At 62.8% G+C, this 15,950-nt stretch carries 16 protein-coding genes; 3 read left to right on the top strand and 13 right to left on the bottom strand.

Going from position 1 to position 15,950, the window contains the following annotated elements; genetic code table 11:
* Positions 1–351 precede the first annotated feature (351 nt).
* Entirely contained in the window at positions 352–1,329 is a 978-nt protein-coding gene (locus P0D73_RS08270; protein ID WP_408430809.1) for a DMT family transporter, read from the top strand.
* 131 nt (positions 1,330–1,460) lie between these two features.
* Here the strand turns inward: P0D73_RS08270 and P0D73_RS08275 are convergent, their stop codons facing one another.
* Complete coding sequence (locus P0D73_RS08275; protein WP_408430811.1) at positions 1,461–1,793, bottom strand: RnfH family protein; 333 nt, start codon at positions 1,791–1,793, stop codon at positions 1,461–1,463.
* The gene (locus P0D73_RS08280; RefSeq protein ID WP_012433427.1) at positions 1,790–2,227 is read right to left on the bottom strand and encodes a type II toxin-antitoxin system RatA family toxin; all 438 of its coding nucleotides are present in this window, start codon (positions 2,225–2,227) and stop codon (positions 1,790–1,792) included. Before P0D73_RS08280 ends, P0D73_RS08275 begins: the two co-directional genes overlap by 4 nt.
* A 100-nt stretch (positions 2,228–2,327) precedes the next feature.
* On the opposite strand from P0D73_RS08280, the gene smpB reads away from it, so the two are divergent.
* A complete protein-coding gene (gene smpB, locus P0D73_RS08285) occupies positions 2,328–2,774 on the top strand; it encodes an SsrA-binding protein SmpB (protein ID WP_042323149.1) in 447 nt (148 codons plus the stop codon).
* Positions 2,775–2,965: 191 nt separating this feature from the next.
* Here smpB and P0D73_RS08290 read toward each other — a convergent pair whose 3' ends face one another.
* The 3 genes from P0D73_RS08290 to ppsA all read right to left on the bottom strand — a co-directional run bounded on the left by P0D73_RS08290 (position 2,966) and on the right by ppsA (position 6,986).
* A complete protein-coding gene (locus P0D73_RS08290) occupies positions 2,966–3,898 on the bottom strand; it encodes an SPFH domain-containing protein (RefSeq protein WP_168794362.1) in 933 nt (310 codons plus the stop codon).
* A gap of 59 nt (positions 3,899–3,957) precedes the next feature.
* Entirely contained in the window at positions 3,958–4,413 is a 456-nt protein-coding gene (locus tag P0D73_RS08295) for an NfeD family protein (RefSeq protein WP_408175960.1), read from the bottom strand.
* A 167-nt stretch (positions 4,414–4,580) separates the two neighbouring features.
* Positions 4,581–6,986 (bottom strand): phosphoenolpyruvate synthase, encoded by a 2,406-nt coding sequence (gene ppsA / locus P0D73_RS08300; protein WP_132373938.1) that lies wholly within the window; start codon positions 6,984–6,986, stop codon positions 4,581–4,583.
* Positions 6,987–7,518: 532 nt separating this feature from the next.
* Here ppsA and ppsR point away from each other — a divergent pair.
* A complete protein-coding gene (gene ppsR, locus P0D73_RS08305; protein ID WP_041725110.1) occupies positions 7,519–8,334 on the top strand; it encodes a posphoenolpyruvate synthetase regulatory kinase/phosphorylase PpsR in 816 nt (271 codons plus the stop codon).
* Between the two features lie 75 nt (positions 8,335–8,409).
* On the opposite strand, the gene P0D73_RS08310 is transcribed toward ppsR, so the two are convergent.
* The 8 genes from P0D73_RS08310 to bamA form a co-directional block, all read right to left on the bottom strand.
* The gene (locus P0D73_RS08310) at positions 8,410–9,195 is read right to left on the bottom strand and encodes a TrmH family RNA methyltransferase (RefSeq protein ID WP_408430814.1); all 786 of its coding nucleotides are present in this window, start codon (positions 9,193–9,195) and stop codon (positions 8,410–8,412) included.
* A gap of 71 nt (positions 9,196–9,266) precedes the next feature.
* Positions 9,267–10,016: a ribonuclease HII gene (rnhB, locus tag P0D73_RS08315; RefSeq protein ID WP_408175957.1), complete on the bottom strand. Its 750-nt coding sequence runs from the start codon at positions 10,014–10,016 to the stop codon at positions 9,267–9,269.
* Entirely contained in the window at positions 10,013–11,182 is a 1,170-nt protein-coding gene (lpxB, locus tag P0D73_RS08320) for a lipid-A-disaccharide synthase (RefSeq protein WP_132373935.1), read from the bottom strand. Before lpxB ends, rnhB begins: the two co-directional genes overlap by 4 nt.
* A 3-nt stretch (positions 11,183–11,185) precedes the next feature.
* Positions 11,186–11,974: an acyl-ACP--UDP-N-acetylglucosamine O-acyltransferase gene (gene lpxA, locus P0D73_RS08325; protein WP_132373934.1), complete on the bottom strand. Its 789-nt coding sequence runs from the start codon at positions 11,972–11,974 to the stop codon at positions 11,186–11,188.
* Positions 11,975–12,083: 109 nt separating this feature from the next.
* Positions 12,084–12,548: a 3-hydroxyacyl-ACP dehydratase FabZ gene (fabZ, locus tag P0D73_RS08330; protein ID WP_020065638.1), complete on the bottom strand. Its 465-nt coding sequence runs from the start codon at positions 12,546–12,548 to the stop codon at positions 12,084–12,086.
* 209 nt (positions 12,549–12,757) lie between these two features.
* Positions 12,758–13,870, bottom strand: a complete 1,113-nt coding sequence (lpxD, locus tag P0D73_RS08335) for a UDP-3-O-(3-hydroxymyristoyl)glucosamine N-acyltransferase (protein WP_408430817.1) — start codon at positions 13,868–13,870, stop codon at positions 12,758–12,760.
* Positions 13,871–13,926: 56 nt separating this feature from the next.
* Positions 13,927–14,448, bottom strand: coding sequence for an OmpH/Skp family outer membrane protein (locus P0D73_RS08340; protein ID WP_181916899.1), 522 nt, complete (start codon positions 14,446–14,448; stop codon positions 13,927–13,929).
* Between the two features lie 61 nt (positions 14,449–14,509).
* Positions 14,510–15,950: outer membrane protein assembly factor BamA (bamA, locus tag P0D73_RS08345; RefSeq protein WP_408430819.1), on the bottom strand; the 1,441-nt coding region annotated here is incomplete at its 5' end.

Here is a 15,950-nt window from a genome sequence, read left to right on the forward strand (position 1 = left end):
AAAGCGAATTATACGCGATACCTCCCTGGTTTTCACTGCACGAACAGCAGCTTAGCGAATTTCGGGCGGTTTTTTTCGCGCCATCGGGCCCCTGGATTTCGCTTGGCTGTTCGCCTCGGGTTCGATCGGGTTTCGTTTGCGCGTTCGGGCGCAGCGGGGTGTCGGCGGCCCGAAATCCCGCTCATTCGCGTCGGCGGACGGTCCGCCGGCCGAGCGCGCGAACTCCGTTGAGCACATGAAAACGCGTGCTCAAAGCGCACAAAAACCACCGGAATGCAGAATCGAACAAGACGCCCGGTCCGCCAACCGGCTATTCTGCCGACCATTCCAGTTATTTTGCAGGGGCAGTCGATGCAGCGCGGTGTGGCATATGGAGTAATGGCCGGGGCCTTATGGGGCATGGTTTTTCTGGTGCCGCGCGTGCTGCCGGACTTTTCACCGCTGCTTCTGAGCGCGGGCCGCTACACGATGTACGGCATCGTCTCGCTGGCCGCCGCGCTGCCGATGGCGCGCTCGCTCGTCAAACGCCTGACCCGCGAGGACCTCGGCGCGCTGGTGAAACTGGCTTTGGCCGGCAACCTGCTCTATTACCTCCTGCTGACGGCGGCCGTGCACCTGATCGGCATCGCGCCGGCCTCGCTGATCGTCGGCGTGCTGCCCGTCACGGTGACGCTGCTGGGCCGGCGCGATCACGGCGCGGTGCCGCTCGCCCGCCTCGCCTGGCCGCTGACGATGGTGATGGCGGGCATCGCCTGTATCAACATCGATGTGTTCACGGTGGCGGACAGCACGCCGGTGAGCGTCGTCACCAAGCTGATCGGACTGGCCTGCGCGGTCGGCGCGCTCGGATGCTGGACGTGGTTCGCGGTCGAAAACGCCCGCTACCTGCAGCGTCAGACGCATTTCAGCGGCAATGAGTGGTCGGTTCTGTGGGGCGTGGTGACGGGCGCGCTCGGCGCGGCGCTGTGGCTCGTGATCGCCGTGCTGCCGGCGGGCGGCCCGCAAGGCGAACTGGCCGACGGCCGCTGGCACACCTTCTGGATGCTCAATCTCGGGCTCGCGATCGGCGCATCGTGGCTCGGCAACGGGCTGTGGAATGCCGCATCGAAACGGCTGCCGCTGACGCTCTCCGGCCAGATGATCGTGTTCGAGACGCTTTTCGCGCTGCTTTATGCGTTCATTTATGACCAGCGACTGCCGCGTCCGCTGGAACTGGCAGCAATTCTGCTGCTGGTGGCTGGCGTCTGCTGGTCGGTGCGCCAGCATGCGGACGACGACACGTCCACGGTCGCACGGTTGAAGAAAAAGCCGCAAGTGTCGGCGCCATGACGCGGAACGTGGGCTGGGACGTGGCTTGTGTCAGGATTGACGGCGCAGTTCGTGAGCGTGGACGCGGCTCGACTGAGGCTTGACAGAAGCAGTTCGTGGCAGCTGCCTTGCCTGGCCACGCAAAGATCCGCCTACCGCGAATCCTTGTTCTGCCAGCGACGCCCTTCGATCGAGCCCGCCTTGCGGGTCTTCTCGACGCGCCGCTGACGCGACACCTTCGGATCGACCAGCAGCGGCCGGTAAATCTCCACCCGATCGTGGTCGGCCAGCACCGTGTCGAGCGGCTTGAGCCTGCCGAACACACCCACTTTCTGCGTGCCCAGATCGATCTGCGGGAAACGCCGCAAGATGCCGCTCGCGTCCAGCGCCTGCTGCAGCGTGGCGCCTGCGGGCAACTCCACGGCAATCAACGCCTGCTCGCCAGCCGACGCATAGCAGACTTCAATCGACAAGCGCGCGCTCATGCCTTACCGTAGCGCTGATCGGCGCGCTTCACGAACGATTCGACAAAGGTATTGGCGATGTGGTTGAACACCGGTCCAATGATCTTCTCGAGGATGATGTTGGTGAATTCGTAGTGCAGCGCGAATTCGATCTTGCAGGCGTCGGCGCGCAATGGCGTAAAACGCCAGAAACCGGTGAACTTGCGAAACGGGCCGTCCGCGAACTCCATGTCGATGCGCGTGGGCCGCTCCATGCTGTTGCGCGTGGCGAAGTGCTGCTTGATGCCCTTGAAGTTGATATCGATCTTCGCCTCCATACCGGTTTCGTCCCGGCGGCGGATTTCGACTCCCCCGCACCAAGGCAGGAAGTTGGGGTAATCGGCGACGTCGGTGACGAGGTCGAACATCTGTTCCGCCGAATGGCGGATCAACACGGTTTTCTGGACATCTGCCATAAATTGAACAGCGCGTGGCAAGGGTGGACGAGCGCAGCGGGCTTTCCTCGCCCCGCTTTGCTAAAATCGTGATTTTAAACGAGTTGGGCACTTTCCATTCATGAGCATCATCGACAACAGAAAAGCCTTCTACGACTACTCGGTCGAAGAACGCTATGAAGCAGGGCTCGTGCTCGAAGGATGGGAGGTCAAGGCGCTGCGCGCCGGGCGCGGCCAGATCAAGGAAGGTTACGTCGTTATCAAGAATAACGAACTGTTCCTGATCGGCACGCACATCAGCCCGTTGCCCGAAGCCTCGACCCATATCAACCCCGACCCGGTACGCACGCGCAAGCTGCTGTTGCATAGCGAAGAGATCAGCAAACTGATCGGCAAGGTCGAGCAGCGTGGCTACACGCTCGTGCCGCTGAACTTTCACTACAAGGGCGGCCGCGTCAAATGCGAGATTGGTCTCGCCAAGGGTAAGAAGCAGCACGACAAGCGCGAGACCGAGAAGAAACGCGATTGGGAACGTGAGAAGGCGCGTTTGATGCGCTCGCCGAGCTGATCGGCGGATTGGCCTGATTGGCGGCGGGTGGTGTGTAGATATGCCACGCTTCGGTTACCGCTAACGCCCTGACCGGATAGCAAGCGGCGGGCAACCGGGCCCGCCAAGCGTTCAAATGAAAATGGCCCGCACTGTCCGCGGGCCATTTCTCTATTCAGCAGGTCAAAGCACAGTCGCAGCATTCAGCGCGTTCAGCGCACCTCAGTCGCGCCCTTCCCTTTGTTCACGATAGTCAGCGCCGAAGCAATCATCGAACTCATGTCCGCGAGATTGCCCGGCACGATCAGCGTGGTGCCCTGCTTCGCCAGATTGCCGAACGCGTTCACGTATTGTTCGGCCACCTTGAGGTTCACGGCTTCCATCCCGCCGTTCGACTGGATCGCGGCCGCGATCTTCTGAATCGCCTGCGAGTTGGCCTCGGCCACGGCCAGAATCGCCGACGCCTGACCTTGCGCCTGATTGATCGCCGCCTGCCGCTCGCCTTCGGACTTCTGGATCGCCGCTTCACGGCCGCCGGACGCGATATTGATCTGCTCCTGCTTGCGCCCTTCCGACGCGGCAATCAGCGCTCGCTTCTCGCGCTCGGCGGTGATCTGCGCCTGCATGGCGTGGAGGATTTCCTTGGGCGGCGTCAGGTCCTTGATCTCGTAGCGCAGCACCTTCACACCCCAGTTCGTCGCAGCTTGATCGAGCGACGACACGATGCTGTGGTTGATGAAGTCGCGCTCCTCGAAAGTCTTGTCGAGTTCGAGCTTGCCGATCACCGAGCGCAGCGTGGTTTGCGACAACTGCGTGATGGCGAAGACAAAGTTGCTCGACCCGTACGACGCCTTCATCGGATCGGTAACCTGAAAGTACAGCACGCCATCCACCTGCAACTGCGTGTTGTCGCGCGTGATACAGACCTGGCTCGGCACCTCGAGCGGAATTTCCTTGAGGATGTGCTTATACGCGATCCGGTCGACGAACGGAAACGCGAAGCTCAAACCTGGCGTCAGCGTACGGTGATAGCGCCCGAGCCGCTCTAGGACCCACGCATGCTGCTGCGGCACGATCTTGATGATCTGCGCCGCCAAGACGATCACGATGATCAGAAGCACCGCCCCGACGATGGTCGAATCCATTACTACCCTCCGGTCCGTAGTTCGAATAGTTGTTTGTGATGTGTGTGATGTGCGAATGCTCAGGCCGCGGTGGCCCGGGTGTTTGAATGACGCGCCGCCACCACGACGAGGCAGCTGCCGCGCAGTTCCGTAATTTCGTAGAGCGGCGCGTCTTCCGGCTCGCCCGCGGCCAGTTCGACGTCCCATGCCGCGCCGCGATAGTCGGCGCGCGCCCGGCGCTCGTGCCACACCGGCACGATGAGCGTTTGACCGATGTCGAGATTGACGTCCGGGTTGCGCGACGCCTCCTTGCGCGTTCTGCGGCCAAACCGCGAACGTCTGAGCAGCAAGACCGCCGCCAGCGCCACCACGGCCGCGACCGCGAACTGCACGTCGGCTCTGGCGCCCGCGAGGTGCGCAATCGCGGCCGCCACGCAGCCCAACGCGATCATCAGCAGATAAAAAGTGCCGCTGAGCAACTCCAGCACGACCAGCACACCCGCCCCGATCCACCAGAACAGTCCACCTGGCGCCACGTCGACCTCCACAAAGCAAAACACCCCGGATCTACCGGGGTGTTTATAGCACGAAGCGAGCGCATTTAAACGGACGATGCAGCACGGTTTCACGTGCATTCGACGCGCGCTTGACCTGCCGCATCGCACGTTATGCATGCCGCTTAGAAAGCGGCATGCCGTTCGCCTTACTGCTTCGCCGACTTCGCCAGTTGCTGCCACGTCTCGATGATCGTATCCGGGTTCAGCGAGATCGACTTGATGCCTTCATCGGTCAGCCATTGCGCAAAATCCGGATGATCCGACGGGCCCTGGCCGCAGATACCGACGTACTTGTCCAGTCGCAGACACGTGTCGATCGCGCGCTTCAACAGGAACTTGACCGCCGGGTCGCGTTCGTCGAAATCCACCGCCAGCAGTTCCATGCCGGAATCGCGGTCGAGGCCGAGCGTGAGCTGCGTCAGGTCGTTCGAACCGATCGAGAAGCCGTCGAAGAATTGCAGGAATTCCTCGGCGAGAATCGCGTTCGACGGCACTTCGCACATCATGATCAGGCGCAGGCCATTTTCGCCGCGCTTCAGGCCGTACTTCGCCAGCAGCCCGACCACGCGCTCCGCCTGCTTCAGCGTACGCACGAACGGCACCATGATCTCGACGTTGTCGAGGCCCATCTCTTCGCGCACTTTCTTCAGCGCGATGCATTCCATCTGGAACGCTTCGGCGAAGTCGTCGGCAATGTAGCGCGACGCGCCACGGAAACCCAGCATCGGATTTTCTTCATCCGGCTCGTAGCGCGAACCGCCGATCAGCTTCTTGTACTCATTCGACTTGAAGTCCGACAGACGCACGATCACGGGCTTCGGATAGAACGCCGCCGCGATCGTGGCGATGCCTTCGGTCAGCTTGTCGACGTAGAAGGCGCGCGGCGATGCGTGACCGCGAGCGACGCTTTCCACGGCCTTCTTCAGGTCCTGATCGATGTTCGGGTACTCGAGAATCGCCTTCGGATGAACGCCGATGTTGTTGTTGATGATGAACTCAAGCCGCGCCAGACCCACGCCTGCGTTCGGCAGTTGCGAGAAGTCGAAGGCCAGCTGCGGGTTGCCGACGTTCATCATGATCTTCACCGGAATCTCCGGCAGTTCGCCGCGCTGCACTTCGGTGATTTCGGTTTCGAGCAGGCCGTCGTAGATCTTGCCTTCGTCGCCTTCCGCGCACGACACCGTGACCAGCGCGCCTTCCTTCAGCACGTCGGTCGCGTCGCCGCAGCCGACCACCGCCGGCACGCCCAGTTCACGCGCGATGATCGCCGCGTGGCAGGTGCGCCCGCCACGGTTCGTGACGATCGCCGAAGCGCGCTTCATGACCGGCTCCCAGTTCGGGTCGGTCATGTCGGCGACCAGCACGTCGCCCGGCTGCACGCGGTCCATTTCCGACGGATCGTGAATCACGCGCACCGGACCCGCGCCGATCTTCTGACCGATTGCGCGGCCAGTGGCCAGCACGTTCGATTGACCCTTCAGCTTGAAGCGCTGCTCGGCCTTGCCCGCGGCCTGGCTCTTCACCGTTTCCGGACGCGCCTGCAGAATGAAGATCTTGCCGTCGCGGCCGTCTTTGCCCCACTCGATGTCCATCGGACGCTCGTAGTGTTTTTCGATGATGACGGCATATTTGGCCAGCTCGATCACGTCTTCGTCCGTGATCGAGAAGCGGTTGCGCTGCTCGTGCGCCACGTCGACGGTCTTCACGCGGCCGGCTTCCCCCGCCTTGGTGAATTCCATCTTGATCAGCTTCGAGCCGATCGAGCGGCGGATGATCGGGTACTTGCCTTGTTCGAGCGTGGTCTTGTAGACGTAGAACTCGTCTGGATTCACCGCGCCTTGCACCACGGTTTCGCCGAGGCCATAGCTCGACGTGATGAAGACGGCGTCCTTGAAGCCCGACTCGGTGTCCAGCGTGAACATCACGCCCGCCGCGCCGACGTCCGAGCGCACCATGCGCTGCACGCCCGCCGACAACGCGACTTCAGCGTGAGTGAAGCCCTTGTGGACGCGATAGGAGATAGCGCGGTCGTTGTACAGCGACGCGAACACGTGCTTCATGCGATCGAGCACGTCTTCGACGCCGACCACGTTGAGGTAGCTTTCCTGCTGACCCGCGAACGATGCGTCCGGCAAGTCTTCCGCCGTCGCCGAGGAACGCACGGCGAACGACAGCTCTTCAGGCGAGCTGTTTTGCAGGGTGTCGAAACCCGCGCGGATGTCGGCCTCGAGTTGCGGCTGCATCGGCGCGTCGACGATCCATTGACGGATTTCCTTGCCCGCTTCGGCGAGCGACTTCACGTCGTCGACGTCGAGCGTCTCGAGACGTTTGGCGATGCGTTCGGTCAGGTTGTTGTGATGCAGGAAGTCGCGGAAAGCCAGCGCCGTGGTGGCGAAACCGGTTGGCACGCGCACGCCGGCCTCGGCGAGCTGACTGATCATCTCGCCAAGCGACGCGTTCTTGCCACCGACGATTTCCACGTCGGTCATCCGCAACTGCTCAAACGGAACTACATACGCCTTATCCTTTGCGACGGTAACTGCGTTAGTCATACAAGCCCCTAAGTGTGAAAGAAATTCACGGCTGTGCAAGTGGGCTCGAACGCGAGACGCCCATTGGAAGCGTGACCTCGCGTCTTGCACAACCTGTTGGAGAAGCAATCGCTGCAAATTGCCAGAAACGCCCGATGTGCGACGAAGAAGGCGAATGGACGAATTTACCGAGCGATCCACCACGTTCGCCGCAACTTGGCGACTAAAATACCGGCCAAAAGCGAGGCGTTGAACGACGGTTCGCGGTGAGTTAGACGCCAATCGCCTGCAATTGCTTATCCAACAGGTTGCCGCTATTCTACCGTGCCGACTCTCAAAATGTGACAGTCGGACGAGAATTGCGCCTCGAATCGCGCCCCGGACCGGCCGACGGGCTTTTGCGAGGCCCCGCCGCCATCCGGGCGCAGTTGCGGTGCCCACGGCGCGCTGGTCGAGTGCCGCTGCAGTCTCCGGTTAGCCACCGGGCAGCGTCGTCGACATAGCGATGTTTCTTTCGAGCGCTTTTTTCCGCTCACGTTCCCCAGCCCCACTGATGCCGCCCACCGTATTCATCGTCTCCGACGGTACCGGGATCACTGCCGAAACCTTCGCGCATTCGATCCTCTCCCAGTTCGACCAGAAATTCCGCCTGGTTCGCGTGCCCTTCGTCGACTCGACGGAAAAGGCCTATGCCACGCTAGAAAAGATCAACGAAGCGATCCTGCAGGACGGCCGCCGTCCGATCGTCTTCACGACGCTGGTGGACAGCGCGTCGAATCAGATCGTCAAAGGCTCGAATGCGCTCGTGCTGGACATGTTTCAGACGTTCGTCGAGCCGCTCGAACAGGAACTGGAACTGAAGTCGAGCCACGCGATGGGTCGCGGCCACCAGAACGCGGACACCGAGGAGTACAAGAACCGGATCGAGGCGATCAATTTCTCGCTCGCTCACGACGACGGTCAATCGAACCGCAATCTGGCCGACGCCGACGTGATTCTGGTCGGCGTATCGCGCAGCGGCAAGACGCCAACGAGCCTCTATCTGGCCATGCAGTATGGCGTGAAAGCGGCCAACTATCCGCTGATTCCGGAAGATTTCGAACGCGGCAAATTGCCTACGCCGCTACTGGCGCATCGGCAGAAGATGTTCGGTTTGTCGATCGATCCGCAGCGGCTTTCCGAGATTCGCAACGAGCGCCGGCCCGGCAGCAAGTACGCCGCGCCGGAGAATTGCCGTTATGAAATCAACGAAGCCGAAGCGATGATGCGGCGTGAAGGGATCAAGTGGTTGTCGTCGACGCACAAGTCGATCGAAGAGATCGCGACGACGATCCTGCAGGAAATCAAGCTGGACCGGCCGTCTTATTGAGCCCGCGCGTGAGGCTCGATATAAGCCCGCCGGCTTGAAGCAGAGACACGCGCGGCAACGCGCGTGTCTTTCGTGTCAACTACGGCCGCGCTGCTGCCGGCACTGCTCGAATACGCACACAGCCGCCGCGGCGGCCACATTCAACGACTCCATGCCGCCCGGCTGAGGAATCGTCACCCGCAACGAAACCGCATCGCGCCAGATCGGCGAGACGCCCGCCCCTTCGTTGCCGAATACCCACGCGAGCGGTCCGCTCAGATCGCATTCGTAGATCGCCTCGGCGCCGTGCGAATCCGTGATCACGATCGGCACCGCGAGACGCTCGATCAACCCCTGCGCTTCCACATCTTCGTGAATCTGCAGCAGGAAGTGCGCGCCCATGCCCGAGCGCAAGACTTTCGACGACCACGCGTACGCCGTGCCCGGCGCGCAGAACACCTGTTGAATGCCCGCGGCCGCCGCGCTGCGCAGAATCGAGCCGACATTGCCAGCGTCCTGCACGCCGTCGAGCACGAGACACGTTTGCGCAACCGTGTCGGGCAGCGGCGAGTCGAGCTTTTCGACCAGCAGCAGAATGCCCACGCCGTGCACGACATTCGACAACTGCCCGAACAACGCGTCCGGCAGCGTCACGAGACGATGATCTTCGATGCGCGAGACGATCGCCTGCGCTTCGTCGTGGCGCAGCGCGTCGTCGGTGACGATGCACATTTCCGGTTGCCCGGCGACGTCGAGATACGCGCTCGCGAGATGAAACCCTTCGAGCAGCGCGTGGCCGCTCTTGCGCTGTTGATGCGTCGAGCCGGCCAATGCCTTCAGGCGCTTGTAGAGCGGATTGTCCCGCGAGGTGATGGCTTTCACAGGCAGCGAAGACAGTGAGAATAAGGAAAGGGTGGGGTATACGCGGCGCTCACGGGGCGCTCGTATGACGTTCAGGCGGCGCTGGCGCGGTGTTCGCCGAAGGCGTCGTCGTCGAACATGACTTCGGACACGACGATCACTTCACCCGACGGTAGCGGCACGCCCGTGCCGAAGCGCAGATGCGCTTCACGCACCGGCGCGAACGAGCGCCGATGATGCTCGCAAGGCCCATGCTCGCGCAGCGCCGCGAGATGCTGCGGCGTGCCGTAACCGGCATGCGCGTTGAAGCCGTAGACGGGATACGTCTGATGCAATTCGAGCAGCATCCGGTCACGCGTGACCTTGGCGAGAATCGACGCCGCCGAGATGCTTTTGATGAGCGCGTCGCCGCCGATCACCGCTTCACTGCGCACGCTCAGCGTCGGACAGCGATTGCCGTCGATCTTCACAAGCGTCGGCACGACGGACAGGCCTTCCACGGCGCGCTTCATGGCCAGCATGGTGGCGTGCAGAATATTGAGCGAATCGATTTCTTCGACCGATGCCGACGCGACGCAGTAAGCCAGCGCCCGGTCGATGATCTTGTCGTACAGTTCGTCGCGCTTTTTCGCGCTCAGCGCTTTGGAGTCGTCGAGGCCGCGAATCATCGGCCTGGACGGGTCGAAGATCACCGCCGCGGCCACGACCGGGCCGGCTAGCGGGCCGCGCCCTGCTTCGTCGACACCGCAGACAACGTCGTCCGGCGTCTCGAAGTTCAGGCCGACCTGTTGCGCCGCCGCTCCCGCGACGGTTTTGCGGCGAGGTGCGCGCGCCATGGTCACGGCCGCGCCTTCCGCTTTTCGATGACGCTCGCCACGACTTCCGCCGCGCGCTGCGCGGTATTCTGCTTCAGCACGTGATGCATCTCCGTGAAGATTTCCGTCAGCGTGCGCCGGTTGGTCTCGTCGCGCAACTGTTTCAGCGTGGCTTCGGCCAGCGCCTGCGGCGTGGCGAAATGCTGCAGGATCTCCGGCACCACGAAGCGCCCCGCCAGGATATTCGGCAGGCCGACGTACGGCAGATAGCCTTGGCGACGCATGATCTGACCGGTCAGCCAGGGCACCTTGTACGAGATCACCATCGGCTTTTTCAGCAGCGCCGCTTCGAGCGTCACGGTACCGCTCTTCACGAGGATCGCGTCGGCCGCGGTCATGGCGAGCTGCGCCTGGCCGTCGGTAATCGTCAGCGCGAGGCCGGGGTGCGAATCGACCAGCGGCCGCAGCATCTCGCGCAACGCCGGCGTGGCCGCCGGCATCACGAAGCGCAGACTCGGCTCCTGGTGCTGCATCATTTCCATTGCGGCGAAGAACGTCGGGCCGATCAGGTCGATCTCGGAGCGCCGGCTGCCCGGCAGCACGGCGATGATCGGACCATCTTCCGCCAGACCCAGCGTCCGGCGCGCGCCGAGCGTGTCCGGCACCAGTGGAATTTCGTCCGCGAGCGGATGGCCCACGTACGATGCCGCGACGCCCGCCTTCTCCAGCAGCGCCGTTTCGAACGGGAACACGCACAGCATGTGGTCGACCGCCTTGGCGATCTTCTTGATACGGCCGCCGCGCCACGCCCAGATGGACGGGCACACGAAGTGAACGGTTGGAATCCCCGCATCGCGCAACGGATGTTCGAGCCCGAAGTTGAAATCGGGCGCATCCACGCCGACGAACACCGACGGCGGCTCAGCCAGCAACTGGCGTTTCAGTTCGTTGCGAATGCCGAGGATGCCGGGAATATGCTTCAGTGCCTCGACATAGCCGCGCACCGACAGCTTTTCCATCGGGAAGTGAGCGTCGAAGCCCGTGGCGATCATGCGCGGGCCGCCGATCCCGTAGTACTGGGTGCCGGCAGGCAGACGGCTCGCGAGGCCGTCGAGCAGCGAGGCCGCCAGCAGGTCGCCGGACGGCTCGCCGGCCACCATCGCGACGCGCAATGGACTGGGTTGCAATGCCATCGGTTAGCGGATGATGCCGCGTTGCGACGCTTCGACGAACGCGAGCAGCGTCTGCACCGGCGCATCGCCATCGCCGCCCGCGGACGCGAGTTCGCGCAACTGCACCTTCGCCTCTTCCAGCGACAGGCCGTTCTTGTACAACACGCGATACGCCGCGCGTAGCGCCGAGATCGCGTCCGGCGAGAAACCGCGGCGGCGCAACCCTTCCACATTGATGCCGTGCGGCTCGGCCTTGTTGCCCGCGGCGATCACGAACGGCGGAATGTCCTGCACCAGCGCCGAAGCGCCGCCCAGCATGGAATACGCGCCGATGCGCACGAACTGATGCACGCCCGACATGCCGCCGATAATCGCGTGGTCGCCGATCGTGACGTGGCCGGCCATCTGCGCGTTGCTCGACAGAATGACGTTGTTGCCGACGTGGCAATCGTGCCCGATGTGCACGTAGGCCATGATCCAGTTGTCGTCGCCGAGCGTGGTGACGCCCGCGTCCTGCACCGTGCCGGTGTGGATCGTGGTGAACTCGCGGATCGTGTTGCGGTTGCCGATCACGAGCCGGGTCGGCTCGTCCTTGTACTTCATGTCCTGCGGACGGCCGCCAACCGATGCATAGTGGCCGATCCGGTTGTCTTCGCCGAGCGTCGTGTGACCTTCGATCACGCTGTGCGAACCGACCGTGGTCCGCGCGCCGATCGTCACATGTGCGCCGATCACGGCATACGGTCCGACTTCGACGGATTCGTCGAGTTGTGCGCCCGGTTCGACGATCGCAGTGGGATGAATCCTGCTCATGCGTCCTCGCTTCTGATTCTGTTGCGTTGTCTGGATGGGCATCTGGCGGGCGGGCGGCGCGCGCATGACGCCGCCGACCGCCCGGACGCTGGTTTAAGCGCTAAGCGCGTTAAGCGTCCTTGTCCGTGTGCCGCACCGCGCACATCAGGTCGGCTTCCGCCGCGACCGCGCCATCCACTTCGGCGCGCGCCTTGAACTTCCAGATACCGCGCATGTGACGTTCGAACGTGCAGTTCAGGATCAGCTGATCGCCCGGTTCCACCACGCGCTTGAAGCGCGCGTTGTCGATGCCGACGAACAGATACAGCGTGTTCGACGGGTCGCTCGGCTCTTCCGAAAACGTCAGCAGCGCCGCCGTTTGCGCGAGCGCTTCGAGAATCAACACGCCCGGCATCACCGGACGGGTCGGGAAATGACCCTGGAAATACGGTTCGTTGATCGACACGTTCTTCAACGCTTTGATGCTCTTGTGCGGCTCGAGTTCGAGCACCCGGTCGACCAGCAGGATCGGGTAACGATGTGGCAGCAGCGTGAGAATCTTATGAATGTCGAGATTGATTTTTTCGGTGCTCATGGTGTTTCTGCTCACGCATTGACTGCGCGGTGATGACTGCGGATGCTGGTGCAGGTGGGTTGGTAACGCGTGCTGCCGGCGCTCGCCGTGACCCGGCGGCCGCGCCACCCGGTCACGGCAACCGACTTTGCTTCCTGATGCTTGCCCGCCATTTTACGCGGAGCCGGCAGGTTGCCCTGCGAAATGCCTAGCCAGTTGCCTTAAGATTTTCAGACTTTGTCGCCTGCGGCCTTGCTTGCTGCGTTGGCCACGGGGCTGTCTTGCTTCTCCGCCGCGGCGTTTTCAAGCGCCTTGATACGATCGCGGAGTTTGTCGATATTGCGCAGCAACGCCGCGCTCTTGTTCCAGTCTGCATGGTTCACGGCCGGGAAGGCACTGGTGTACATACCAGGCTTGAGCAGCGACTTCGAGACGCCCGACTTTGCCGTGACGATCACATAGTCGGCCAGCGTGACGTGTCCGGCAATCCCGACCGCGCCGCCGATCATGCAATGACGCCCGATCGTGGTGCTGCCCGCGATGCCCGCGCAGCCGGCGATCACCGTATAGGCGCCGACCTTGCAGTTGTGGCCGATCTGCACGAGGTTGTCGATCTTCACGCACTCTTCGATGATCGTGTCGGCCATGGCGCCACGGTCGATGGTGGTGTTCGCGCCGATTTCGACATCTGCCGCGATCGACACGCCGCCGACCTGCGGAATCTTCACCCAGCTTCCGGTACGCGCCTCACCCTCGCCGACGAAATCCGGCGCGAAACCGAAACCGTCCGAGCCGATCACCGCGCCCGCATGCACGATCACGCGCTCGCCGAGCTTGCAACCGTGGTACACCGCGACATTGGGATAAAGATGCGAGCCCGCGCCGATGCGCGTGCCACGGCCGATCACGACATTGGCGTCGAGCCGCACGTTTTCGCCGATCACCGCGCCCGCTTCCACCGTGACGTGCGGGCCGATCACCGCGCTCGCGGCGATCTGTGCCGACGGGTCGATGGTCGCGCTCGGATGCACGCCGGGCGCCGCCTTGGGTGCCGCGAGGTCGATGAAGGTTTGTGCGACGCGCGCGAAGTAAGCGTACGGATTCGGCGTGACGACGAAGTTACGATTCTCGCGGGAGGCGAGCTTGGCGAGGTCGTCGGCGTTGATCAACACCGCGCCCGCACGGGTCGTTTCGACCTGCGACAGGTACTTCGGATTGGCGAGGAACGCCAACTGGTCCGGGCCTGCCTGGTCGAGCGGCGCGAGACCGCCGACGCGCTGCGAACCGTCTCCGACTACTTCACCGCCGAACCGTTGGACGATGTCCTCGAGCGTAAATGCCATGCCTATCCTGTCTCCTGTGTCTACCTGCTCCGGACCACTCAGCCCGCCAGCCCCGTTCAGTTACCCGACGCCGCCAGCGCCTTGAGCACCTGATCGGTGATGTCGATGCGCGGGCTCACGTACACCGCTTCCTGAACGATCAGGTCATAGTGCTGCGCCTCGGCGATCTGCTTGATCACCTTGTTGGCGCGGTCGAGCACCGCCGCCAGCTCTTCGTTGCGGCGCTGGTTCAGATCTTCACGAAACTCGCGTTGCTTGCGCTGGAAGTCCGTGTCCAGCTGCGACAGATCACGCTGCTTCTGCGCGCGATCGGCCGGCGACATGGACGCGCCGTTCTTGTCGAGGGAATCGGACATCGACTTCAGCTTCTGCGCCATGTCGGCAAGGTCCTTGTCACGCTTGGCGAACTCGGCCTCGAGCTTGACCTGCGCAGCCTTCGCGGCAGCGGATTCGCGCAGGATACGGTCGGAATTCACCGCCGCGATCCTGGCCTCCTGCCCATGGGCAACCCCGACACCCAAGGTCATTGCCAGCGCCAGCGCGCACGCCACACGTTTCGAAAACATACCGGTTAGCAAAGTCATCCTCTCGATACTGTAGTTTGGCCGGGCCGGCCGCCGGGAACCGTCCGCCGCCGGATCAGAATGCCGTCCCGATCTGGAACTGGAATTTCTGATACTGGTCACCTTCATGCTTGACCAGCGGGAAACCCAAGCTGAGCTTGAGCGGGCCGATCGGCGAGATCCACGCGAGACCGACACCGTAACCGTAACGCAGGCCGTTGGCGCCGATACTGTTGCCTTCCGTACCCCAGACGTTACCGGCGTCGAGGAACGTGAAGACACGCAGCGTGCGGTCGTAGCCCGTGCCCGGCAGCGGGAACGTCAACTCGATGTTACCCACCAGCAGCTTCGAGCCGCCGATCGGGTCGTTCGTCTTGGCGTCGCGCGGACCCAGCGAGCTCGGCTCGTAGCCCCGTACCGAACCGATACCACCCGCATAGTAGTTCTTGAAAATCGGATAAGGCTTGCCGCCGAGGCCGTTACCGTAACCGCCCTGGAAGTTGAAGCCCAGCACGAAGCCGCGCGCAAACGAATAATAGTACTGCGCGTTGATGTCGGCCTTGTAGTACTGCGTGCCGCCGATCGGCGTGCCGTATTCAGCGTTCGCCTGCGTGAAGTAACCGCGGCTCGGCACCAGCGCGCTGTCTCGCGCGTCGCGCGACCAGCCCACCGTGATCGGCACGTTGTTCGACACACGGCCGAACTCGTTCACGTAGTCGATGTAACTCTGCGGCGTGTTCGCGTCGACATCCAGCTGGTTCTGCTCGAGGCCGGCACCGAAGTACACCGTGTCGACTTCGGAGAACGGAATACCGAACTTCAGGTCGCCACCGACCGTGACGATCTTGAAGCTCGAATCCGTCGAGTAGTACAGCGGCTGATACGTGCGGTAATAGACGTCGGTAATGCGCTTGATGCCGTCGACCGTGAAGTACGGGTCGACCTGCGTGACCGTCAAGGTACGATACGTCTTGGCGGTATTCACGTTCACCGCGAGGCTCGTACCCGAACCGAACACGTTGTCCTGCGACACGCCTGCCGAGAGCACCACCTTGTCGGTCGACGAGAAGCCCGCGCCCAGCGTGATCGCGCCCGTCGGCTTTTCGGCCACCTTGACGTCGACGTCGACCTGGTCCGGCGTGCCTTCGACCGGCACCGTGGTCACGTCCACATCCGTGAAGTAGCCGAGACGGTTGATCCGGTCTTTCGACAGCGCGAGGCGGTTCGAATCGAACCACGAGCTTTCGAGCTGGCGCATTTCGCGGCGCACCACTTCGTCACGCGTACGCGTGTTGCCGACCACGTTGATGCGGCGCACGTAGACGCGGCGGCTCGGGTCCACCTGCAACGTGAGGTCGACCTTATGATTGGCCTGATCGATCTGCGGCTGCGCATTGACGGTGGCGAACGCGTAGCCGTATTCGCCGAGCTTGTCGACGATAGCCTTGGTGGTGGCTTGCAGCTTTTCAGCCGAGAAACGGTCACCCGGTTTGATCTTGATGAGCTTGGCCAGCTCC

The sequence above is a fragment of the Paraburkholderia sp. RL18-101-BIB-B genome, from assembly GCF_046026985.1.
Lineage (GTDB): Bacteria > Pseudomonadota > Gammaproteobacteria > Burkholderiales > Burkholderiaceae > Paraburkholderia.

What these genes read in the sequence shown, in the direction of transcription:
- P0D73_RS08270 (WP_408430809.1), top strand. Translation starts at nt 352, where the DNA reads ATGCAGCGCGGTGTGGCATATGGAGTAATGGCCGGGGCCTTATGGGGC.
- P0D73_RS08275 (WP_408430811.1), bottom strand. Translation starts at nt 1,793, where the DNA reads ATGAGCGCGCGCTTGTCGATTGAAGTCTGCTATGCGTCGGCTGGCGAG.
- P0D73_RS08280 (WP_012433427.1), bottom strand. Translation starts at nt 2,227, where the DNA reads ATGGCAGATGTCCAGAAAACCGTGTTGATCCGCCATTCGGCGGAACAG.
- smpB (WP_042323149.1), top strand. Translation starts at nt 2,328, where the DNA reads ATGAGCATCATCGACAACAGAAAAGCCTTCTACGACTACTCGGTCGAA.
- P0D73_RS08290 (WP_168794362.1), bottom strand. Translation starts at nt 3,898, where the DNA reads ATGGATTCGACCATCGTCGGGGCGGTGCTTCTGATCATCGTGATCGTC.
- ppsA (WP_132373938.1), bottom strand. Translation starts at nt 6,986, where the DNA reads ATGACTAACGCAGTTACCGTCGCAAAGGATAAGGCGTATGTAGTTCCG.
- ppsR (WP_041725110.1), top strand. Translation starts at nt 7,519, where the DNA reads ATGCCGCCCACCGTATTCATCGTCTCCGACGGTACCGGGATCACTGCC.
- lpxB (WP_132373935.1), bottom strand. Translation starts at nt 11,182, where the DNA reads ATGGCATTGCAACCCAGTCCATTGCGCGTCGCGATGGTGGCCGGCGAG.
- lpxA (WP_132373934.1), bottom strand. Translation starts at nt 11,974, where the DNA reads ATGAGCAGGATTCATCCCACTGCGATCGTCGAACCGGGCGCACAACTC.
- fabZ (WP_020065638.1), bottom strand. Translation starts at nt 12,548, where the DNA reads ATGAGCACCGAAAAAATCAATCTCGACATTCATAAGATTCTCACGCTG.
- lpxD (WP_408430817.1), bottom strand. Translation starts at nt 13,870, where the DNA reads ATGGCATTTACGCTCGAGGACATCGTCCAACGGTTCGGCGGTGAAGTA.